The sequence below is a fragment of the Marinoscillum luteum genome, assembly GCF_044005705.1.
GTDB lineage: Bacteria > Bacteroidota > Bacteroidia > Cytophagales > Cyclobacteriaceae > Marinoscillum > Marinoscillum luteum.
In genome coordinates, this window is the sequence record NZ_JBIPKE010000013.1 from 119,562 (window position 1) to 141,793 (window position 22,232).

Genomic DNA, 22,232 nt, shown 5'->3' on the forward strand with positions numbered 1-22,232 from the left:
ATGCCTCAAACTAACACATTAACCATTACAAGTCAAGCATTATTTTCAGCGACCCCACAAAGCAAAAAAACCGTCGGCAGACGGTTTTTAAAGTTAAGGATATCGGGTAGACTACTCCTGCCTCAGGCTGTCTATCGGGTTGCTCAGGGAGGCTTTGATGGTCTGAAAGCTGATGGCCAGGCTCCCGATCACTACCACCACCAGGGTGGAGAACACAAAAACCCAGGGCGTGATGGTCAGCCGGTCGGCAAAGTTTTGCAGCCAGTAGTTAATGGCAAAATAGGCAACCGGCCACGAGATGAGCGTAGAGATCACGATCAGCTTTACAAACTCACTGGAAAGGAGGGTCACCAGGGTGGTGGTGCCAGCACCCAGCACCTTGCGGATGCCTATTTCCTTTTTGCGAATGGACGTGGTGTAGGTGATCAGGCCTATGAGCCCAAGACAGGCGATACAGATGGACAGTCCCGCAAATACCAGAAATACCCGTCCGGTGGTAGACTCTGATTTGTACAGGTCGGCATAGTCGTCATCAAAAAAGAAATACTGAAAGGGCTTGTTGTAAGAGTACTTAAACCAGGTCTCTTCCATGTAGGCGAGGGTCTCGCGGATGTTTTGGGTGTTGCTTACTTTCACCAGCATAAAACCTTCCCAGTTGCCATGCATCAGGCGCAGCATGGTAGGCTCTATGGGCCGGTGCAGCGACTGGATGTTGTAGTCTTTCACCACTCCGATGATGGGCATACGCCGGATGGTTCCATCCCGGTCTTTATCAATAAAACTTTTCCCTACGGCTTCCTCCACGCTATAGCCCAGGGTACGCGCAGCGGTCTCGTTGATCACCACGGCCGTAGAGTCAGAAGCATACTGTCGGGAGAGCAGGCGCCCTGCCACCAGTTCCAGACCCATCAGTTCTGCATACCCAAAGCTTACGGAGTTTTCCATCAGCAGGTAAGGGGAGTCCGGACTGTCTTCGGTCATATGGGCGTTGTTGTTGTAGCGGTCTTTGCCGGGGAGTGAGGTGGCATTGGCTACCGCCAAAATGTTAGGGTTTTTGAGGAGTTCGGTTTTGCAGGTTTCCAGGTTTTGGCGCAGTACATCTGGCCTTCTGATCACCAGGGTTTGCTCTTTGTCAAAGCCCAGGTTTTTGTTCAGCATAAAATCAATCTGACGGTAGACGACCATGGTGCCAATGATGATCACAATGGACGCTGTGAATTGAATGACCACCAGCAGGTTTCGCAGCCAGCCGGTTTTGGCCCCAGCTTTCACCCGGCCTTTGAGCACCTCAGCCGGACGAAAGCCCGCCAGCACAAAGGCCGGATAAAAGCCTGCCATCACACCTATGATAATGGCTAGTCCTAACAAGATGAAAATGCTCAGGTAGCTGGAGGTGAGGCTAATCGCCAGTTCTTTGTTGATGAGGTTTTCAAACTGCCCGGTGAGCAGTGCTACCAGGAGTGCGGCGATCAGGGTGGCAGCTATGGCGATAAGGATCGACTCAAAAATGAACTGATAGATGAGTGCTTGTCGGTCTGAACCCATGACCTTTCGGATGCCCACTTCCTTGGACCGGGCAGCGGACTGTGCCGTAGCCAGGTTCACGAAGTTGATAATGGCGATGAAGAGCAGAATAAAGGCAATGAGGGTGTAGATATAAATGTAGGAGATGTGACTGTTGACTTCTAACTCATCTTCCACATTGGAGCGAAGATGAATGTCTGTAATGGGCATCAGGTAATAACCAAAAGAATTACCGGCACTCTCCCAGGCTTCCATGGTAGTACCCAGGTACTGTGCAATCTGTGGACCCACGTATTTTTTGACCACCTCATCCAGTTTGCCTTCAAAGGCTTTATGGTCTGCATTTTCATTCAGTACGATGTAGGTGTACTCATTGTGACTCACCCAATGGTTGTTGTCCCATACTTTGTAAGTGCTTCGGGAGCCCAGCATGTCAAACTTAATGTGTGAATTGTCCGGTACATCGGCCATCACACCAGTCACTTCATAGAAGATCGTGTCTTGCTCTACGGTGATCCTTTTGCCCAGGGCGGGTTCGTTGCCAAAGTATTTTTTGGCGAAGGTCTCTGTCAGCACCATAGATCGGGGCTTTACCAGGGCCGTTTTTGGGTCCCCTTCGATTAGTGGGAAGTCAAACACATCAAAGAAAGAGGAGTCGGCAAAGAGCACCCCATCTTCATTGAATTTCTTATTGCCCTGACCAATGAACCAGGCTCCGCTCTCCTTCACCTGGGTTACTATGGAAACTTCTGGATAGTCTTGCAGGAGGGCCTGCGCCATAGGTGATGCCGTGACGGCCATGTTCAGGTTTTGGCCCATCATCTGTCCGCGCACCTGCACCCGGTAGGTGTTTTCATGCTGCGGATGAAAACGGTCGTAGCTCAGCTCATTGATGATGTAGAGGGAGATGAAGATAAAGCTGGTAATGCCAATGGCCAGCCCACCCATGTTGAGGATAAAGTAGCTCTTGTGTTTGAGGAGGTTTCTGAGCGCAGTGATGTAATAGTTTCGTAGCATGGTGAGCCTGGTAGTTAGATTGGTTTCTAATTGGGATACTTAGTAGATGCTTTTTCTGGCGAAAAGTTGCATCCACGCTCGGTTTTTTTACGCTACTACAGAAAGCAGGTGACCGCTGGTACTATTTCATCAGTTGATCTTGCACTGCTTTCCAGGTGATCAGTTGGATGTTTTCTTCTTTCAGGATGGTTTTGCAAGCGTCGCTGGTAAAAAAGTCAAAGTCTTGCTGGCGCCAATCGGATCCCCAGTTGGTATGATCCACGGTGATGGCCTGCATCTCGGCATCATCATAGGCCGTGTGGACGAGGATCTCGTTCAGTCCGGGAGCGAGCCCCCGCAACACCGTAGTATAGTATTCTGCCAGACTTTTTTCATAGTCTTCGGGCCCGGCACCATAGAGTTTGTCCAGTGATATCATTTCGGGAAAGTCAAGCTCCGGGTAGCGTGCTTTCAGTTCCTTCACATCCACCCCGATCGGGAGCTTATATTCCTGACTGATTTTTAAAAGAACCTGCACGAAATCTGCACGGCGGTAGGCCGTCATCATGTGTGCGTCTATGTGGGTGGGCGTGATGCCAGATGCGATAGCCCGGTCTATTTGAGTCCTCATTTCCTGCTCCATTTCCTGGATGTCAGCATTTTCGGCGACCCATTGTCCATTGTCAGGGAAGAAGCCGCTTTTTTTAAGCAAGGAAGCGACTTGCGAAGGATCACTCACGGCACCCCATTTGTAGTGTTTCCATTCGCTGTTGAGACACAGGTGAATACCAAAGTCTGCATCAGAATGGGACTGAGCATAGGCTGCTACTTCTGAAAACCATGGCGCGGGCACCAAAATGCTTGCGGAGGTGACCATTCCTTTTTCAATGGCTTCAAAGGAGGCCATGTTTTCAGAATGGGAGACACCCAGATCGTCTGCGTGTACAATCAGTAGTTTGGTGTTTTTGTTGTACCCCAACCGCTCCTGGATGGTCTGGGCTTCAGTGCATTGCAGGTGGATGCCCACCAGCAGGAGACTGATCAAAAATGTGTTTTTCATGGCTTATAGCGTTTCTTGTTGTTGTTGTATTACACCGGTGATGGGTGTTCGGTTTTCTGAGCTGTCCTGTCGCCCTGCGGCCACACTCCCCAGAAAGGAGAGGGTCACTTTTCCACCCTCATCAAAGCTCAGAGTGATCTCATCCCCGTTGGCCATTTCCAGGTATCGGACATTGATCACCATGGTTTTGCTGTCTTTCCAGCCCAGAGTGCCGGCTGTGACAGACCTGATGGGTTGCTGATCCGGGCGCTCAAAGAGGTTGTACCTGTCTAACGCACTCGATCGCCATTCATTTACCCCCAGGATCATGGTGCTTTGGCCGTAGGGCCGGTAGATATCCATAGAGACGTCATTCACACCAAAAGTGAAAGCCAGCGATTCAATGTCAAATTCATTGGGTTCAAGTGCGATCACTTTTCCCTGAAGCAGGCTTGTCATGGGGGAGGAGGTGGCGTAAGCGGGCACCGGTAGGGAGAGTGCTTTCATTTTTGACTGGAGGGCATTCCAGGCCTCAGGATCTTCATCCAGTTCGTCAGGTTTCATTTCGGGAAGGAGGTATTTCCAGATCAGGGTCATGCATGCTTGCATATCAAAGGTTTCGCTGGTGATGGCTACCACGGCATCTTGTTCTGGCATCACAATGCAGTATTGGCCAAAGGCACCATCTCCGCGATAGAGCCCGGCAGGTTTGCATCGCCAAAACTGGTAGCCATAGCCCTGTGACCAGTCGTTATCCCCCTCCTGAGAAGTTACTTGCTTGCTGGTGGCTTCTTCCACCCAGTCTGCCGACAACAGCTGCTCACCTTTCCATTCACCCTTGTTCAGGTATAGGAGCCCCAGTTTGGCAATGTCTTCTGTTTTTACGCGGAGGCCATATCCACCCACGTTCACTCCTTTTGGATCCAACTCCCAGTCCATGCCGGTGATACCCAGTGGCTCAAACAAACGTGGAGTCAGGTAGGCCTGCACTGTCAGCCCTGTTTTCTGCTGAATAATATTGGAGAGCATATAGGTGGCTCCGGTGTTGTAAAAAAAATGAGTGCCCGGTTCGTGAGTGAGAGGCTGAGCCAAAAAGGCCTTCGGCCAGTTACCGGTGGAGTCGTTTCGCATGGTATTCAGCGTACCTTCAGAGTGGCCGGTGTTCATGGTTAGCAGGTTGTTGATGGTCATGGATGCCAGGCGGTCAGACACCTCGGCTGGTAAGTCATTGGGGAAGAAGGAAATCACCGGATCGTTTACCGTTAGCAGGCCTTCCTGCACGGCAAAGCCAATGGCTGTAGAGGTAAAACTTTTACTCAATGAATAGAGTGAATGCTTCAGCTCTTCCCGATAAGGGTTCCACCAACCTTCTGCTACCACTTGCCCATGTCGAATGATCATGATGCTGTGGAAACCCAGATTACTCAGATTCATCGAATCTATTAAGGTACTAATGGCCAGAGAAGAGATGCCCTCAGCCTCGGGAGTGCTCCTGGGTAGATCATTAGGTGAAGCATTCTCTGCTACTTTTTGATCATTGCAGCTGGTGAAGATTATCAGGAGAATGAAAAGAGGGGCAAAGTGTTTTCGCATGGATTGAATGTTGGTTGGAGTCAGAAAAACCGGTTTTGAAAAAGTCACCAGAAGTTAGGGAAAAAAATCCTTTGAGTGGCAACGGGTTTAGGAATCGACGGGTATTGTTTACCTTTCCTGAAGGACCAACCTAAAAACAATGAACCGAATAGCGGGAACTTTAATCATTCTGATTTCCCTTTTGGGAGCGGGCTGCAATGACAGTGTTACCATCTCCAGTGATCCGTACAAAGCGTGGGATAACTATCTGGGAGATGCAGGACGAACGCACTATTCTTCCCTTACAGCCATCAACCGCGAAAATGTCACGCAGCTACAAAAAGTCTGGAGCTACGAGCCAGGAGATGATGATGGCAAGAGCTATAGCCAATGCAATCCGCTAATCATCGGACGGACACTCTTTGCCGCCTCTTCACATTTCAAGGTCTTTGCGCTGGACGCAGCCACGGGAGTAGAGAAATGGAAGTTTGATCCCTTTGAAGGAACCGATAAGAAGGATTTTGCCCGTGGGCTGGCAGCCTGGACGGATGGTGAGCAAACACGCATCATCTTCACCGCTGATAAGTACCTCTATGCCCTGAATGCCGAGACGGGTGAACTAGTCACCTCATTTGGTGATGGTGGAAGGATTGATCTGACCAAAGGACTCGATAGGGACATTACTGGTCTTGCTTACCAGTACCACGCCCCGGCTACAGTGTATAAAGACCTTATCCTCATGGGCTCCCTCACAGCGGAAACATTGCCGGCTGCTCCAGGTCACATCAGGGGGTTTGATGCGGTGACTGGCGAGCAGAAATGGATTTTTCATACCATTCCACACCCAGGAGAATATGGCTATGATTCATGGGAAGATACTACTGCTTATCGATTTATCGGTGGAGCCAACAACTGGACGGGCATGACAGTGGATGAAACCCGTGGTATATTGTTTGTGCCCACAGGATCGGCATCTTACGATTTTTATGGAGCCAATAGGAAGGGAGCGAACCTGTTTGCCAATAGCCTCATTGCCCTCAATGCCAATACCGGTGAGCGCATCTGGCATTTTCAGGCTGTACATCATGATATATGGGACCGTGATTTTCCGGCACCGCCTACTTTGGTCACCGTAAGAAAGGATGGAAAATCAGTAGATGCAGTGGCTCAGATTTCCAAGTCCGGGCACGTGTATGTTTTTAACAGAGAGACCGGTGAGTCACTTTTTCCGATAGAGGAAAAGCCCTATCCACCCTCAGAGCTCCCCGGAGAGGCGGCCTGGCCTACACAGCCCCTGCCGACAGAGCCGCCGCCATTCTCCAGACAAACATTGACGGAGGATGATTTAAATCCTTATTCGAACCATAAAGAGGAGTTACTTACCCGGATGAAAGGATATCAGTATGGAGGCCAGTTTATTCCGCCAAGCACAGCCGGCACACTCCTCTATCCAGGGTTGGATGGAGGTGGAGAATGGGGTGGCGCAGGTTATGATCCTACCACCGGGATACTCTATGTCAATGGGAATGAAATGGCCTGGATCATCAAGATGATTGAGCTGGACGCTGAGGATCAGGATCCGCTTACCATGGGTAAGAATCTGTATCAGGCCAATTGTATGAGTTGCCATGGGGCCGATCTGAGTGGCTCTACCTTTCATGGGGCTGTGCCTGCACTCACCGATGTGAAGTCGCGACTGAAGCCTCAGGAGATGGCTACGAGAATCCGCAAAGGGAAAGGTAGTATGCCCGCATTCGGCTATCTGGAAGAGGATCAGGTTACAGCCCTGATAGACTATCTGCTCAATTGGACCAGCGACCAGGCGGAGGTGGAATCTAATGGCACGAAGAATCTGGAAGCTTTGCAGTATCGCATGGAAGGCTATCAGCGCTTTGTGGACAGTGATGGGTATCCGGCGGTAAAGCCTCCTTGGGGACACTTGAATGCCATAGATCTGAATAATGGGACCATCAAATGGAAAGTGCCATTGGGAGAGTTTGAGGAGTTGACTGCACGGGGAATCCCGAAAACAGGAACCGAAAATTACGGAGGACCTGTGGTGACGGCCGGAGGATTGATTTTTATTGCCGGAACCAAAGATCCTTTTATCAGGGCATTTGATAAGGAAACCGGTGCCGAACTCTGGAAGGGAAGACTGCCCCGACCCGGACTGGCTACACCCGCCACCTATGAGGTGGATGGCCGACAGTATGTGGTAGTGGCGGCCAGTGGCGGTAAGGACACTCCAGAGAAAGGGGATGAGTATGTGGCGTTTGCTCTGCCAGAGGTCGAGTAAAACCAAGGTGAGGGGCATTGATGCCTTTGCTTTTTTGCTTGAGCCTAATGAGGGATAATTGTCAGATGTTTGTTTTTGTACACAAGCTTGACCAATGATGAAACTCCTGCTTTGTTATCTACTGCTTGGTGGCCTGCTCGTGAGTACGGCTACTCAAGTGATTGCTCAGCATTCTGTTGCGAGGCAGTGGAATGAGGTGGTTCTGGATGCCATCAGAAAAGATTATGCCAGGCCGACTGTGCATGCCAGAAATCTATTTCATATCTCAGCAGCCATGTATGATGCCTGGGCTGCTTATGATTTGCAGGCGTCGCCCTACTTTCTCGGACGAATGCATTCTGGTTTTCATATTCCCTTTTCGGGCGTCCATATTCCTGAAAATGTGACTCTGGCACAGGAAGAGGCCATGAGTTATGCAGTCTATAGGTTGCTGGAACATCGTTTTGTCAGGTCACCCGGTATTTTGCTTATCAAAGAGGAAATGGATGCGCTGATGGCATCATTGGGGTATGATCCGTCTGATGAATCCACAGACTATGTCAATGGTTCTCCCGCGGCGTTAGGCAATTACATAGCCAGCCAGATGTTGGCTTTTGGAGATCAGGATGGATCTTTTGAGTCTGCGGGATACAAGAATCAGTTTTACGCACCCGTGAATGAACCGATGGTTCCGGAGCTGGCTGGTGTCCGGAAAATGAGTGACCCCAACCGGTGGCAACCCCTGGCCTTTGGGGCGTTTGTAGATCAATCCGGTCACGTGAGTTATAACATTGTGCCTGAGTTTTTGAGTGCCGAGTGGGGCTACGTGATTCCATTTGCACTGAACAAGAGTCATTTGTCTATCAAAAGCCGGGATCAACAAGTTTACTGGGTTTACCATGACCCTGGAGCTCCGCCAAAACTCGACATTAAAAGCAAGGAAAAAAGTGCCGACTATGTGTGGAGTCATGAAATGGTGGCTTTGTGGTCTGCACACCTCGACCCCACGGATGGTGTGCTCTGGGATATTTCTCCGGGTGCTATTGGAAATCTGGATATCCGCGATTTTCCTGCAACCGTCGATGAAATGAAAACCTTCTATGATGCCCGGGAGGGGGGTGACCACAGTGCAGGCCACCCGGTCAATCCTTTTACTCAGCAGCCTTATGCCCCTCAGGTGGTGCCACGAGGTGATTATACCCGGGTATTGGCAGAGTTTTGGGCAGATGGTCCCGATTCTGAAACGCCACCCGGACATTGGTTTACCATTCTCAATTACGTGAATGATCACCCCCGGTTTGAGAAAAGATATCAGGGCGAGGGGCCCGTGATGGATGACCTGGAGTGGGATGTTAAGGCCTATTTCACACTGGGAGGAGCTATGCACGATGCGGCCATTGCTTCCTGGGGAATCAAAGGATATTATGATTATATACGCCCCATATCGGCCATCAGGTATATGGCTTCTCTGGGGCAGTCATCTGATCAGACCTTACGTAATTATCATCCGGCAGGGATCAAGCTGGCTCCGGGCAGAGTGGAGGTCGTAAAGGGCAATAACGATCCGCTTTCGGGACAGCAGGGTCAACACATTGGTAAAATCAAACTGTATGCCTGGCGGGGACCTACCTTCATTCAAAATCCTGATACCGACGATGCAGGGGTTGGGTGGATCCTGGCAGAAAACTGGTGGCCATATCAGCGGCCTACCTTTGTGACCCCTCCGTTTGCAGGGTATGTGTCTGGCCACTCTACTTATTCAAGGGCCGGAGCTGAGGTACTTACCTCGCTCACGGGAAGCGACTTTTTTCCCGGGGGCATGGGTGAGTTTGTGGCTAAGAAAAATGAATTCCTGGTGTTCGAAGAAGGGCCAAGTGTGGATGTGGTGCTGCAATGGGCTACATATCGGGATGCCAGCGATCAGTGCAGCCTTTCCCGGATATGGGGTGGAATCCACCCGCCAGTAGATGATATTCCCGGGCGCTTGATCGGAGAGAAAGTAGGCAAAAGGGCTTTTGAGGTGGCGAAATCTTATTTTCAGGGAGTGACCCTTGGTGTGAAGCCGACGGAATCAGTGCGCCTGCCCAATCCCGTGAGCCCCATGTCTATCCTGGCCATGCCTGCTGGCTGTCAGGAAGTCATTATTTATGATCTCAATGGCAGATTGGTTCGGGTTTTCAGTGAGGGAGAGGCCCTGAAGATGCCCACGCGCGAGGGTATTTATCTCATTCGGCTGCAATATTCCCAATATGTGCAGACCATGAAGATGGTGGTTAGATAAGTGAAGAGAGGTGGCTAGCTAAAAGCCTTGTAGGTCAACTTTCGCCACATCCATTCCAGGGGGCCTTGATTATTGCGCTTCATCCACCACCAGCTCAAGCCCAGCTGTATGGCCCAGATCATCACAACAATCAGCAATAGTTCGGATCTGGAATATTCGTTGTACTTGCCCAGGCCGTAGCCATAGAATATAAGCCCACAGAGAATGCTCTGAAAAATATAGTTGGTGAGGGCCATTTTTCCGGCTGTGGATATCATTTTGAACTTGCTGTTTTGGAGCCACTTTTGATAGAGCCCATTGAATAACAGAATGTATGCCAACCCAAGTGTTTCCTTAGGGAAAGTGAAAAGCCAACCTTTCCAGATGTTGGTGACAGGATGGTAGTAATCATACGTCCAGTGCTGATAGCGATGGTAGTTAATAACAAGGGCCAGTATCAGCAGAGAAATGGTAAGTGGCCAATAGTACCTGACAGATCGGTAGTCTTTGAAAATCCCCGATTTATATAAGAGGATGCCCAAAATCATCATAATCAGGGTACGGAATAGGATGCCCTGATAGAGTATGGCACCTTTGTGAACACGTGTATGTTCCGCATTGGCTGCCCAGCTTTCCATAAGGGTTTGGCGGGGAGTTTCATCCACTTTCATCTCTGATTTTCCCTCTGTGGTATTCCTGATCCATTGGTCAATGGCGCGCTGTTCATCGGCTGTTCGTTCATCCTCACTTTTCTCAATGGCCTTTTCATAAGTAAGAAATGAGTTTTGCGTACGGAGGGTATGTTGATAGTCATTGAAAAGCAGAATGGCAATGGGTATACACAGAACCATAAGCAACTGTCTGATGGTGAAGGAGCGGAATGGAAAGATCAGAAAGCCGCAAACTGCATAATGGTACAGCACATCTCCATCCCAGATAAGGTAAGCATGAATCACCCCTATCACAAAGAGCCAAAGCAGTCTGCGTGCATAAATATCGAGGGCCTTGAGCCCGAGCCCTTTGGCTTCCAGCCTTTCCAGGAAAACGTAAAAACCCACACCGAAGAGAAGGGTAAACATGCTGAAGAATTTTCCCTGAGCCAGAAAATACACCCAGAAACGAACTGTATGATCCTCAGATCCGCTGAATCCATTTTTGAAAGGGCTCCAGGGATCCGGGTAGGAGAAACTCTCGATGTTCATCACCAGGATTCCCAGAATGGCAATACCTCTCAGGAAATCCAATGTACCGATCCGTTCTGCTGAGGAGGTAGGGGCCGGACTTGGGAGGGGTTGGGACATAGGCTGTTTATGATTTGGTTGGTTGTGAATGACTCGGTGGAGAAAGTTACCCGAAGGTCTAATAAAGTGCTAGTTTATGCGGGAGAAAAATGTAAGACTTGGAATTAGCGATCCAATGTTTGGTCAAGACACTTTTCTGTTAAAGCACTAAAAATCAGCTGGGTTGAGTAGAGTACAAATACAGTGTTTTGCCTATTTCTGCTGATTGAATGGTGCCTTGTTTGATCAGACCTAGTTTCTCGAGGAGGCGTTGTGATCGGATGTTTTCCAATGAAGTGATCCCCAGGACAAGCTCCAGGTTCAACGTATGGAGGCCATAGTCGAGGATTTTTGTGGCCGCTTCCGAAGTATAGCCCATTCCCTCATATGCTGGCAGCACCGCAAACCCAATGTCCGGAGCGTCCAGGTAGTCCCTTTTCACAAAACCACACATGCCGATGGGTGCGAGGGTGGAGGTGAGGACCATCTTATAGAGGCCATAGCCATTCTCATTGTAGCTGGTGAGGTAATTGGTTTCAATGTATGCAGTGGCATCCGCTATGCTCTTGATGGATCGGTCACCAATGTGTTGGATCCAAGTGGGTGTGTTCATCAGCTCGAAAACAAACGCACTGTCGTCCTGGGTTACCTTTTCGATGGAGAGACGGGGGGTGGTGAGAATGACCATGGTACTCAGCTCTGTATAAATGATTTCTTAAAACAGTCCATTAAATATAACTGTTTTGTAATTGTTAAGGTCTTAATTCTCCGTCGTAAACACATAACTGATGATGTTGGCACCCATTTTTAGTGCCTTCAGTCGTACCTCCTGGGGGTCGTTGTAGATGACCTGATCTTCCCAGCCGTTGCCCAGATCGCTCTCATAGGAATAGAAACATACCAGGCGACCCTCATAAAAAAGACCAAACCCCTGAGCAGGTTTGCCATCATGCTCATGGATTTTAGGAAGCCCTTCCGGGAAATCATACTTCTGATGGTAGATGGGATGGTCAAATGGCAGCTCCACAAAGTTGAGGTTTGGAAAAACTTTACTCATTTCCAGCCGAATGTACGGGTCCAGACCGTAGTTGTCATCGATGTGCAGGAACCCACCTGATGTAAGATAGTTTCGCAGGTTTTCTGCTTGCTGACTGCTAAAAACCACATTGCCGTGCCCGGTCATATACACGTATGGAAACAAAAACAGGTCAGGGCTGCCCACTTCCACAATTTCTTCTTCACTGGCAATGTCAGTCTTCAGATGTTCATTGCAGTAGGAGATCAGATTGGGCAAGGCTGTTTTGTTGGCATACCAGTCTCCACCGCCATCGTATTTTAGCTTGGCTACTCTGAGTGTTTGTGCTTCCACAGTCACTGCAGCAAGTAGCATCAGGCAGAAGCAAAGGTTTTTTAAAATGGAATTCAGCATATGAGGGCAGAATTTACTCAAATGAGGAGTTATCACCATTCACCACAACACTTTTTTAGGTGTAAAGCCCTTTTCCGATATCAAATAATTTGTAGGAATCTCTTACACTCCGAGTAGGGCTTCCACCTGTTCCCACTTCAGTTGCGAGAAGTCATCGATGATAAGGTCAGCAGAGAGCTCTTCGCGCGTGTGTGATGTGGCCAGCGCAATCACTTTGGCACCTGCTCTTTGACCCGCTTTGATGCCTGAAAGAGCGTCTTCAAATACAATACACTTCCGAGGCTCCCTTTTGATCATCTCCGCGCATTTCAGGTAAACTTCCGGTTCAGGTTTTCCTTTAGTGACCATACTGTCGTCTACCACGCCCACGAAGTACTTTCGCAAATCGAGCCCATCCAGGGTGAAAACCACATTCTCTTTGGGAGCGGAAGTACCTACTACCATAGGAATGTTTTTGGATTTAGCGAGTTCCAGGAATGGTATCAACCCTTTGGTAGCTTCCCGATGCTCTGCATAGAGCTCCCGATAGATAGCTTCCTTCTCCAGCCCAACACTGAGTGCCTGACTTTTATCCAGTTCACCATCGAAGATGATTTCCATCAGCTCCATCAGCGTGCGTCCGTTCATCTTTTCCCGATAGTACTTTCGGGTAATTTTCACATTGTACTTTTTGGCCAGTTTTTGCCAGGCCAGATAATGGTATTCATTGTTGTGCACAATGACACCATCCATATCAAATATCAGTCCGATCATTCAAAAATCTCTTCTATGGGTGCGCCTGTCACGGCGGCATTTGGAATGGAAATATTTAATAACATCGCCAGTGTAGGGGCAATGTCGGTAATGTAGGTTTTCTCTACTGTGGCGCCTTTTTTGATGCCGGCTCCAAAAAACAGTAGCGGTACATGGGTGTCATACGAGTATCCGGTACCATGTGAGGAGCCCTTGAGCCCGTAGGTATTGGTGAGGTAGCCAGGTTTCATAAACAAGAGTACGTCTCCGGAGAGTTTGCGGTTATAACCATTTTGCAAATTACTTCGCATCGGATCTGTGTAGTCAAAAGTGTCCATACTCGTGGCAGTGAAAGTTTCCGCTACGGCGGGGATTTTCATCGCCGCTTCGGCAAATGCTTTTTGGATCGCTTCCAGTTCCAGTCCTGACGAGTCGATCAGATCCCGGTTCAGAAAAATTTGATCATTTGACGTACTGAGTATATAATCACCCAGACTTTGTGCTTCGTCTGCGAAAATCTCCTTTACCTCATCGGTATCGATGTACCCACCGGGGAGTCCATTGTCCAGCAAAAACTGAGGGTTAGCCACCACTCCGTGATCTGCCGTAAGAAAAACCATGTATTCACCAACGCCTATTTTCTTATCAAGATAAGTCAGGAAGTCCCCAAGGTCTTTGTCAAGTCTCAGGTAGGTGTCTTCCACCTCCACCGAGTTGGGTCCGAAGTTGTGCCCTACATAATCTGTAGAGGACAGGCTGACCGACAGAAAATCCGTGATTTGATCAGCACCAAGATTCTCTCCCTCGATCGAGGCTTTGGCCAAATCGAGTACCAGAGAGTTACCAAAAGGAGTGGACCGGATCAGTCCGTAAGGTCCATTTGATTCTCTGAGTACCTTGAGGTCATAAGGAAAAGTGGGAGTTTCTTTGCCTTTGAATCCATTCTCATAGGAGTTGTCATCAGGAGTGCTTTCAGTGTACTCAGCTATTGGTAGGAGGGTATTCCAGGTTTGGTTGGAGTATTTATCTACCAGCTTCTTTTGGTTAAAATTCACCAACCATTGAGGGAGGACATCCATGTAAAAGTCTGATGTCATAAACTCACCGGTACGGGAATCGTACCAATATGCGCCATCGGGGGTATGCCCGGCAGGCAGAACTGCTCCACGGTCTTTGATGGAAACTCCCACTACTTTGGACCTGAAGTTGGTGGTTAGCTTGAGTTCATCAGTGATGGTATTTACTATCAGGTTTTTTGGGGATATTTTACCACTTAGTGCACTTCCACCCACACTACTTGCGGAGGTGTCTCCCACACAATAGACCGACCGGCCGAGTACCCGGCTGTACCAGTCGTTGCCAATGATGCCATGATAGCGCGGGGTAGTACCCGTGTAAATGGAGGCATGACCAGGTGCGGTGTAGGTAGGTATATAATTATAGTGATTGTTTCTGGCTTCAAATCCATCTCTGATCATTCTCTTAAATCCGTCGTTGCCATATTTGGATTCGAATCGCTGAAGGTACTCATGTCGCATCTGGTCTACGACTATCCCTACGACCAGCTTTGGCTTTTTGATCTGGCCAATTGTGCTAAGGGAGGGTAAGAGAAAAAGGATCAGAATGAGTTTTCGCATCGGCTCTTTTTTGGGTACAAAACTAGGAAGCTCGTATTACTTATGGGTGATTACAGAGTTAAATGTTTAATTATGATATCGATGAATGAGTTCGGCCACCAGTCCAGTCCATCCGGTCTGGTGCGAGGCTCCAAGTCCTTCACCGGTATCACCATTGAAATATTCGTAGAACAAAATGTAGTCTTTGAAATGTGGATCAGTTTGAAATTTCTTATTTCCGGCATAGACCGGGCGTTCCCCATTTTCATCTTTCATGAAAATTTTCATGAGCCTCAAACAAATTTCACGGGTCACCTCCAGTAGGGTGTGCTTCACGCCACTGCCTATTGGAAATTCCACCAGGTAGTCTTTTCCGTAATAGTGTGAATATTTCAATAGGGACTCTAAAATAAGGTAATTGACCGGAAACCAGATCGGGCCACGCCAGTTGGAGTTGCCTCCAAAGAAGGAAGAGTCGGACTCTCCCGGCAAGTAGGCCACTTCTAATTTTTGACCATCTATTTCCAGTTGGTATGGATTCTTAAGGTGGAATTTCGAGAGGGCCCGGATGCCATACTTAGAAAGAAATTCCTCTTCGTCTGACATTCGTTCAATGATCCTTTTCATTCTGAAACCCCGAAGGATACTCAGCAGACGGTGTTCGCCTTCTCCCGGTTCTTCCCATCGGGCCACCAAAGAGGCCAGTTTCGGGCGTTCTTTCAGGAAGAAATCCAGCCGTTCTCTGAACTCCGGCAACCGGCTATAAACCTCAGTTCGCAGAATTTCGATTGCAAACAGAGGGATCAGGCCCACCATGGAGCGTACTTTCATGCGCTGGTTGGGCTGGTCAGGTGTGTGCATCACATCGTAGTAGAAGTTGTCTTCATCATCCCACAGGTCTACATCCGTGTCTCCAATACTATTCATGGCCCCGGCGATGTAGAGGAAGTGTTCAAAAAACTTCACGGCCATATCCTGATAAACAGGATACTCCATGGACAGATCCAGAGAAATGCGCAGCATGTTCAGTGAGAACATGGCCATCCAGCTGGTACTGTCTGCCTGCTCCAGTCTGGCATCTTCCACCACAGGGTGATTTCTATCAAACACCCCAATATTGTCCAGTCCCAGGAAGCCGCCTTCAAATACGTTATTGCCTTCTTTGTCTTTCCGGTTTACCCACCAGGTGAAATTGATCGAGAGTTTATGGAATGCCCTTTGGAGAAAATCAAAATCGGGTTTTCCGGTAGTTTCCCGGTCGATCTGGAAAACGCGCAATACGGCCCAGGCGTGTACCGGTGGATTCACGTCACTAAAATTCCACTCATAGGCCGGTATTTGACCATTGGGGTGGAGGTAGCGGTCTTTCAGCAGCAGGAGTAGCTGATTTTTTGCGAAATCAGGATCTATTCTGGTGATGGGAATGCAATGAAAAGCAAGATCCCAGGCTGCGAACCATGGATATTCCCATTTGTCCGGCATGGACAGTATATCATAGTTGTATACATGCTGCCAGTCCGAGTTTCGCCCATTCTTTCGGGAAGGCGAGGGTTTCATTCGTCCCGGATCCCCGTGTATCCAGTTTTTGATGTTGTAGTAATAAAACTGCTTGCTCCACATCATGCCTGCAAAGGCCTGGCGTTGTATATTTTTAAGGTCTTTGTCAATTACTTTGGACTGGATAGATCTGTAGAAACTATCCGCCTCAGCTTTGCGCTTGTTCAGAAGCTCCTGATAGTCCCCAAAGGGTAGACTCAGGGCCACGGATGACATCCTTATTTCTACTGACTTAGAACCCCCCGCTGGTACCATCACTTTATAATGAGCGGAGGACTTGGTGCCTTTCTTTTTGGGGTTAAGGGTTTTTTTTCCGTTGATGATGTAATCATTGATTGCATCCTTGGGGTAGTTGGATTGCTTGTTGGGCACGCCATAGAGTCTCACCCGGTTGGTGGCATTGTCACAGTACATCTGCTCTTTCACCTCTTCCCCGAAGTAGACATGATAGTCTCCAAGCAGGTGGTGTTTAATGAGCATTTCCGTGGGGCTTACCTCTGAAATTTCAGGGATATTGGAGTCCCTGCCAGAGGACCAGGTGTTGCGAAACCAGAAAGTTGGGAGCAGGGTCAGCTCTGCATCTTTATTACTTCTGTTATGCACTTCGGCTCTCAGCAAAAAGTCATCCGGGGCACCTTTGGCGTATTCCAGAAAAATATCAAAATATTCGTCTTTGTCGAATACTCCGGTGTCCAGGATTTCATATTCCCGCTGTTTTTTAGTCCTTTTCAGATTCTCCACGACCATATCAGAGTAGGGGAACTCATTGATAGGATACTTATAGAGCATCTTCATATAAGAGTGCGTAGGCGTGCTGTCCAGGTAGAAGTAGAGTTCCTTGACATCTTCGCCATGATTGCCTTCATGGCCAGTGAGCCCAAACAATCGCTCTTTGAGGATTTTATCTTTCCCATTCCAGAAGGCCCAGGCAAAACAGATTCGCTGATCCGAATTACTAAATCCTCCGAGACCATCCTCGCCCCATCGGTAAGACTTGCTTCGGGCCTGATCATGGACGATGCTTTCCCAGGCGTTGCCAGATTCTGTATAATCTTCGCGCACAGTGGCCCATTGTCTTTCAGATAAATATGGACCCCATTCTTTCCAGGAAATACCCTTCCTACACTCTTCTAACCGTTTTTCTTCCTGTGTCATACGTCAATTTTCAGCGGGCTAATCAAAGTAAATTTGGGGATAATTCAAATCGAAGTAAAAAATCAATTTAGCGTTTGCTTGAATCTGCTAATTTTGCGGGATGACAGACAAGATTCTCATTCTGGACTTTGGTTCTCAATATACACAACTCATCGCTCGCAGGGTACGCGAGCTCGATGTTTATTGTGAAATTCATCCTTTTAATCACTTTCCCGATCCTGACGAATTTACCAAGGGAATCATCCTCTCAGGGAGTCCCTGTTCGGTTTTGGATGAAGGAGCTCCTGATCTGGACATCAAGGCGCTTGAGAAATACCCCATCCTGGGTATCTGCTATGGCGCTCAACTTCTCGCTCATAAGCACGGTGGTGAAGTGACCCGCTCAGAGCATCGGGAGTATGGCCGTGCCAAGCTGGCGCACATCAATGCACACTTTGATCTATTGAAAGAAGTGGAAATAGGAAGTCAGGTATGGATGTCTCATGGTGACACCATCACGCAACTGCCCGAAGATTTTCAGGTGATCGCCAATACGGAAAGTATACCCGTGGCTGCCTATAAAGTAGAAAATAAGCCTATTTATGGGATTCAGTTTCACCCTGAGGTGACTCATAGTCTGGATGGTAAAACACTCCTTCGAAATTTCGTGGTGCACATCTGCGGTGCCGCTCAGGACTGGACTGCTGATATTTTTGTGGAAAATACGGTACGTGGCCTTCAGGCCAAGCTAGGAGATGATAAAGTAGTGATGGGACTTTCCGGGGGGGTGGATTCTTCGGTGGCGGCCACACTGATTCATCAGGCCATTGGCAAGAACCTCTACTGCATATTTGTTGACAATGGCTTGCTTAGAAAAAATGAATTCGAGCAGGTGCTGGAGTCATATGAGGGTATGGGGCTGAATGTGAAGGGAGTGGATGCCAAAGAAGAATTTTATGAAGCATTGAAGGGGCTCACCGATCCGGAGGATAAAAGAAAAGCCATAGGCAGGGTATTTATAGAGACGTTTGACCGGGAGTCACATAAGATTAAAGATGTAAAATGGTTGGGACAAGGGACCATCTACCCGGATGTGATTGAGTCTGTGTCTGTTAACGGACCGTCCGTAACGATCAAGTCCCACCACAATGTAGGTGGACTGCCTGAGAAAATGAACTTGAAAGTGGTGGAGCCTCTCAACTTGCTTTTCAAAGACGAAGTGCGAAATGTCGGACGGGCGCTGGAGATCTCCAATAATATTTTAGGTCGACATCCCTTCCCGGGGCCTGGTTTGGGGATCAGGATTCTTGGAGACATTACAGCGGAGAAGGTAAGAATACTTCAGGAAGTAGATGATATCTTTATCAGCGGCCTCAAAGAAGCCAACCTCTATGATCAGGTATGGCAGGCGGGTGCCATGTTGTTGCCTGTGCAATCGGTAGGAGTAATGGGTGACGAGCGTACCTATGAGCAGGTGGTGGCTTTGCGAGCAGTGGCCAGTCTTGATGGGATGACCGCTGACTGGGTTCACCTTCCATACGAGTTTTTGGCCGAGGTGTCCAATAAAATAATCAATAAGGTGCGTGGCGTAAACAGAGTGGTGTACGATATTAGCAGCAAGCCGCCAGCGACGATCGAGTGGGAATAATTTTAATTGAATCTAAACCAGCGCTATTGTGAAGAAGTATTTGCTCTTATCCGGGATGTTATTGGTTTGTGTGTTTGCTTATGCTCAGCGTGAGCAGGCGGAATACCTGGAGGCCAAGCGTCTTTTCAACAATGCTCAATACAGCAGCGCTAAAGCGGCTTTTGGTGCCTTGTCGCAGAGCGAGGTTTTTGGCAGACATGCCTCTTTCTATTTTGGCCTCTGCGCCTTTCAGCAAGAAGACTTTGCGGTAGCCAAAGACATGTGGCGCCAGGTACTCATCCAGTTTCCCACCTGGGATCAGAAACCGGAAGTGCTGTTTTGGCTGGCCTACGCCAATTTCATGACCGGAGATTTTAGCAGAGCACTGGAGTACTCTACTCAGCTGACAAGTGAAACCCTCAATACTGAGGACGAGGAGCGGATGATTGCTACTTTTATTTCATCGCTTGACCTTGCTGAGGTAGATTCTCTGTTTAGCGAATATCCGGATAGTAAGCCACTGGCGGAGGTGTTAGTGAAGAAACTGAATGCCGCTACCTATTCGGAGCGTGATATTCAGCGCATTGATGAGCTGGTCACGGAGTGGGGCTTTGATATTAACACCATCGCGGAGTATGAATTGCCCCTGGTGAGAAAGGAAGTGTACAATATAGCGGTGGTCATGCCCTTTCTCTATGAGTCACTGCAAAATACCTCGCTCATTACTCAGAACAGCCTGGTGATGGACATGTATCAGGGGATGCTGATGGCCGCTGAAGACCTGACAAAGAGAGGCGAGCCGGTGAATATCTTCCCTTATGATACCAAAAGGAAGGCATCAGCAACCAAGAAGATTCTGGAAAACAAAGGTTTTGAGAACACTGATCTGATCATAGGGCCGCTTTATCCTGAGCCTAATGCCTTGGTGGATCAATACTCCGTAGCGAATAAGATCAATAAATTCAATCCGATTTCTTCCAATTCAGATGTGGTTGGGGAGAATCCGTTTTCTTTTCTGATGCGTCCCAGCTATGAAACGATGGCCGTGAAGTGTGCCGAGTTTGCCATTGCTGAAAACAAGAACCCATATGCCATGATCTTCTATGAGCAGTCGGTCCGGGATTCGGTCTTTGCTGCGATATATAAGCAACAGCTGGAGGAAGCGGGATTTGAAGTGGTCCTTTTCCGCGAAATCACCAAGGATAATTCGCGTCAGCTTCTGGATACCTTGTGGGCGCAATATGATCAGTATCTGACCCAGGAGGAGGCAGATTCGATTCAAGAAATCAGAGGAAGGTTTGTCAAGAGCAGAAGGATTCGCAGGGATGAAATGGATAGAATGTCACGTAATCCTGATTTTGTGTTACCCATTAGTTATGACGATGATCAGAATCGGATTGTCTATTATGAGAAACTATTCCGAATTGCACCGGACAGTATCGGTCATATACTGGCAGCCACGCGAAGCAACCTTTTTGCCAATAACCTGATCAGTGCTGTGGAGACTCGCGGAGACAGTATCCGTCTTTACGGCTATGGTGATTGGCTGGACTTTACGATGCTCTCATTTAATCAGCTGGACAGGCTGGGTGTGGCTTTGAGCGATCCCGATTACAAGGATCGAAATAGTTTTTACTACCGCGATTTTCAGGAGCGGTTTATTGCCAAATACAAAACCAGGCCTTCGGTCAACCACCTGAGGGGGTATGAATTGGTTTATTTTGCAGGGCACATGATGCACCAATACGGTAAATACTTTCAGACCGATTTGCGGAGCGGCGTGTATAGAAAGGGGCGGATTTTTGAGGGGTTCAGGTACGGTGTGGCCAATGACAATCAGGTGGTACCAATGGTAAGGTTTAAAGACTCAAAATTAGAAGTAGTCAACAGGGAAATGTATGAAGATTGAAAAGAGTAAATCGCTTTTTAGCAGGGCAAAAAATTACATACCGGGTGGAGTTAATTCACCCGTTCGTGCTTTCAAGGCAGTAGGGGGAGATCCTATCTTTTTCAAGTCCGCCAAGGGAGCTCATATGATGGATGAGGATGGAAACTCATACATAGACATGATCAACTCGTGGGGTCCGATGATCCTTGGTCATGCCAACCCGCTGGTGGAGGAAGCCGTGATCAGGGCTATTCAAAGCTCACCTTCATTCGGGGCTCCGGGTGAGCGTGAGGTGTTGATAGCAGAGCTGATTTGTCAATTGGTGCCATCTATAGAGCGTGTCAGGATGGTAAACTCAGGAACTGAGGCCACCATGTCGGCTATCAGAGTGGCCAGGGGATACACCGGAAAAGATAAGTTCATCAAATTTGAAGGGTGCTATCATGGGCATGGAGACTCATTTTTGATTGCTGCCGGGAGCGGAGCCATGACCATGGGCACACCTGATAGCCCGGGAGTGACAGCTGGCACGACCAAAGACACCCTACTGGCACCTTATAACAACCTGGATGCAGTAAGGGAAATTGTGAATAATCACAAAGGTGAAATGGCAGCGATCATTATAGAGCCTGTGGCTGGCAACATGGGCTGTGTATTACCTGTGGCAGGCTTCCTGGAAGGGCTTAGAGAAATATGCGATCAGGAAGGTATTGTCCTCATTTTTGATGAGGTGATGACCGGCTTCAGGTTGGCGCGCGGAGGTGCTCAGGAGCGGCTAGGGGTGATCCCGGACATGACTACCCTGGGCAAAATCATTGGTGGAGGACTGCCTGTGGGGGCCTACGGAGGCAAGAAAGAGATTATGGACTTTGTGTCACCACAGGGTCCGGTATACCAGGCCGGTACGCTATCAGGAAATCCGGTGGCCATGGCGGCAGGATATACGATGCTTCGGTACCTTAGTGATCATCAGGAAACTTATGGAAAGCTCGAGTCCAATACCAAGAGGATTGTTTCGGGCTATCGCGAGACCCTGGAGGTGCTTGGGTTGAATTATACCATCAACCAGATAGGGAGTATGTATAGCTTATTTTTCACGGATCAGCAGGTGGTGGATTTTGAGACCGCTAAGAGCTGCGATACCGCCCTGTTTGGGAGTTATTTCAATAAAATGCTTGAACAGGGTATATACCTGGCTCCGTCACAATTCGAAACTCTGTTTGTGTCTGCAGTGCTGTCTGATGATGACATTGATCAGATCATCCGTGCCAATGACGAGAGTCTGAAATCTCTGGTTGGTTGA

14 protein-coding genes are annotated in these 22,232 nt (G+C 48.5%); 5 read left to right on the forward strand and 9 right to left on the reverse strand.

The window, feature by feature from the left end:
* Window positions 1-111 precede the first annotated feature (111 nt).
* The 3 genes from ACHKAR_RS05370 to ACHKAR_RS05380 all read right to left on the reverse strand — a co-directional run bounded on the left by ACHKAR_RS05370 (window position 112) and on the right by ACHKAR_RS05380 (window position 5,152).
* Window positions 112-2,541: an ABC transporter permease gene (locus ACHKAR_RS05370; RefSeq protein ID WP_395416488.1), complete on the reverse strand. Its 2,430-nt coding sequence runs from the start codon at window positions 2,539-2,541 to the stop codon at window positions 112-114.
* A gap of 121 nt (window positions 2,542-2,662) precedes the next feature.
* Window positions 2,663-3,580, reverse strand: coding sequence for a polysaccharide deacetylase family protein (locus ACHKAR_RS05375; protein ID WP_395416489.1), 918 nt, complete (start codon window positions 3,578-3,580; stop codon window positions 2,663-2,665).
* Between the two features lie 3 nt (window positions 3,581-3,583).
* Window positions 3,584-5,152 carry a serine hydrolase domain-containing protein gene (locus tag ACHKAR_RS05380; RefSeq protein ID WP_395416490.1) on the reverse strand — a complete coding sequence of 523 codons (1,569 nt, stop codon included), beginning with the start codon at window positions 5,150-5,152 and terminating at the stop codon, window positions 3,584-3,586.
* Between the two features lie 139 nt (window positions 5,153-5,291).
* Between ACHKAR_RS05380 and ACHKAR_RS05385 the strand changes: the two genes are divergently transcribed.
* The gene (locus tag ACHKAR_RS05385) at window positions 5,292-7,427 is read left to right on the forward strand and encodes an outer membrane protein assembly factor BamB family protein (RefSeq protein WP_395416491.1); all 2,136 of its coding nucleotides are present in this window, start codon (window positions 5,292-5,294) and stop codon (window positions 7,425-7,427) included.
* 94 nt (window positions 7,428-7,521) lie between these two features.
* Window positions 7,522-9,687: a DUF6851 domain-containing protein gene (locus ACHKAR_RS05390; protein ID WP_395416492.1), complete on the forward strand. Its 2,166-nt coding sequence runs from the start codon at window positions 7,522-7,524 to the stop codon at window positions 9,685-9,687.
* 14 nt (window positions 9,688-9,701) lie between these two features.
* Here ACHKAR_RS05390 and ACHKAR_RS05395 read toward each other — a convergent pair whose 3' ends face one another.
* The 6 genes from ACHKAR_RS05395 to ACHKAR_RS05420 form a co-directional block, all read right to left on the reverse strand.
* Complete coding sequence (locus ACHKAR_RS05395) at window positions 9,702-10,967, reverse strand: DUF418 domain-containing protein (protein WP_395416493.1); 1,266 nt, start codon at window positions 10,965-10,967, stop codon at window positions 9,702-9,704.
* A 154-nt stretch (window positions 10,968-11,121) separates the two neighbouring features.
* Window positions 11,122-11,634 (reverse strand): GNAT family N-acetyltransferase, encoded by a 513-nt coding sequence (locus ACHKAR_RS05400; RefSeq protein ID WP_395416494.1) that lies wholly within the window; start codon window positions 11,632-11,634, stop codon window positions 11,122-11,124.
* Window positions 11,635-11,706: 72 nt separating this feature from the next.
* Window positions 11,707-12,336: a DUF4159 domain-containing protein gene (locus ACHKAR_RS05405; protein WP_395416592.1), complete on the reverse strand. Its 630-nt coding sequence runs from the start codon at window positions 12,334-12,336 to the stop codon at window positions 11,707-11,709.
* A 141-nt stretch (window positions 12,337-12,477) separates the two neighbouring features.
* Complete coding sequence (locus tag ACHKAR_RS05410) at window positions 12,478-13,128, reverse strand: HAD family hydrolase (protein ID WP_395416495.1); 651 nt, start codon at window positions 13,126-13,128, stop codon at window positions 12,478-12,480.
* The gene (gene pafA / locus ACHKAR_RS05415) at window positions 13,125-14,744 is read right to left on the reverse strand and encodes an alkaline phosphatase PafA (protein ID WP_395416496.1); all 1,620 of its coding nucleotides are present in this window, start codon (window positions 14,742-14,744) and stop codon (window positions 13,125-13,127) included. Before pafA ends, ACHKAR_RS05410 begins: the two co-directional genes overlap by 4 nt.
* A 66-nt stretch (window positions 14,745-14,810) precedes the next feature.
* On the reverse strand, window positions 14,811-17,435 hold the full coding sequence (locus ACHKAR_RS05420; RefSeq protein ID WP_395416497.1) for an MGH1-like glycoside hydrolase domain-containing protein: 2,625 nt from the start codon (window positions 17,433-17,435) through the stop codon (window positions 14,811-14,813).
* Between the two features lie 100 nt (window positions 17,436-17,535).
* On the opposite strand from ACHKAR_RS05420, the gene guaA reads away from it, so the two are divergent.
* From guaA to hemL, 3 genes are read left to right on the forward strand one after another with little or no spacing between them, the layout of a single operon-like run.
* Window positions 17,536-19,062 (forward strand): glutamine-hydrolyzing GMP synthase, encoded by a 1,527-nt coding sequence (gene guaA, locus ACHKAR_RS05425; protein ID WP_159580792.1) that lies wholly within the window; start codon window positions 17,536-17,538, stop codon window positions 19,060-19,062.
* A 28-nt stretch (window positions 19,063-19,090) separates the two neighbouring features.
* A complete protein-coding gene (locus ACHKAR_RS05430; RefSeq protein ID WP_395416498.1) occupies window positions 19,091-20,950 on the forward strand; it encodes a hypothetical protein in 1,860 nt (619 codons plus the stop codon).
* Complete coding sequence (gene hemL, locus ACHKAR_RS05435; protein WP_395416499.1) at window positions 20,940-22,232, forward strand: glutamate-1-semialdehyde 2,1-aminomutase; 1,293 nt, start codon at window positions 20,940-20,942, stop codon at window positions 22,230-22,232. The genes ACHKAR_RS05430 and hemL overlap by 11 nt, the downstream gene beginning before the upstream one ends.

Coding starts and splice junctions, on each gene's coding strand:
- ACHKAR_RS05370 (WP_395416488.1), bottom strand. CDS start 2,541: ATGCTACGAAACTATTACATCACTGCGCTCAGAAACCTCCTCAAACAC.
- ACHKAR_RS05375 (WP_395416489.1), bottom strand. CDS start 3,580: ATGAAAAACACATTTTTGATCAGTCTCCTGCTGGTGGGCATCCACCTG.
- ACHKAR_RS05380 (WP_395416490.1), bottom strand. CDS start 5,152: ATGCGAAAACACTTTGCCCCTCTTTTCATTCTCCTGATAATCTTCACC.
- ACHKAR_RS05385 (WP_395416491.1), top strand. CDS start 5,292: ATGAACCGAATAGCGGGAACTTTAATCATTCTGATTTCCCTTTTGGGA.
- ACHKAR_RS05390 (WP_395416492.1), top strand. CDS start 7,522: ATGATGAAACTCCTGCTTTGTTATCTACTGCTTGGTGGCCTGCTCGTG.
- ACHKAR_RS05395 (WP_395416493.1), bottom strand. CDS start 10,967: ATGTCCCAACCCCTCCCAAGTCCGGCCCCTACCTCCTCAGCAGAACGG.
- ACHKAR_RS05400 (WP_395416494.1), bottom strand. CDS start 11,634: ATGGTCATTCTCACCACCCCCCGTCTCTCCATCGAAAAGGTAACCCAG.
- ACHKAR_RS05405 (WP_395416592.1), bottom strand. CDS start 12,336: ATGCTACTTGCTGCAGTGACTGTGGAAGCACAAACACTCAGAGTAGCC.
- ACHKAR_RS05410 (WP_395416495.1), bottom strand. CDS start 13,128: ATGATCGGACTGATATTTGATATGGATGGTGTCATTGTGCACAACAAT.
- pafA (WP_395416496.1), bottom strand. CDS start 14,744: ATGCGAAAACTCATTCTGATCCTTTTTCTCTTACCCTCCCTTAGCACA.
- ACHKAR_RS05420 (WP_395416497.1), bottom strand. CDS start 17,435: ATGACACAGGAAGAAAAACGGTTAGAAGAGTGTAGGAAGGGTATTTCC.
- guaA (WP_159580792.1), top strand. CDS start 17,536: ATGACAGACAAGATTCTCATTCTGGACTTTGGTTCTCAATATACACAA.
- hemL (WP_395416499.1), top strand. CDS start 20,940: ATGAAGATTGAAAAGAGTAAATCGCTTTTTAGCAGGGCAAAAAATTAC.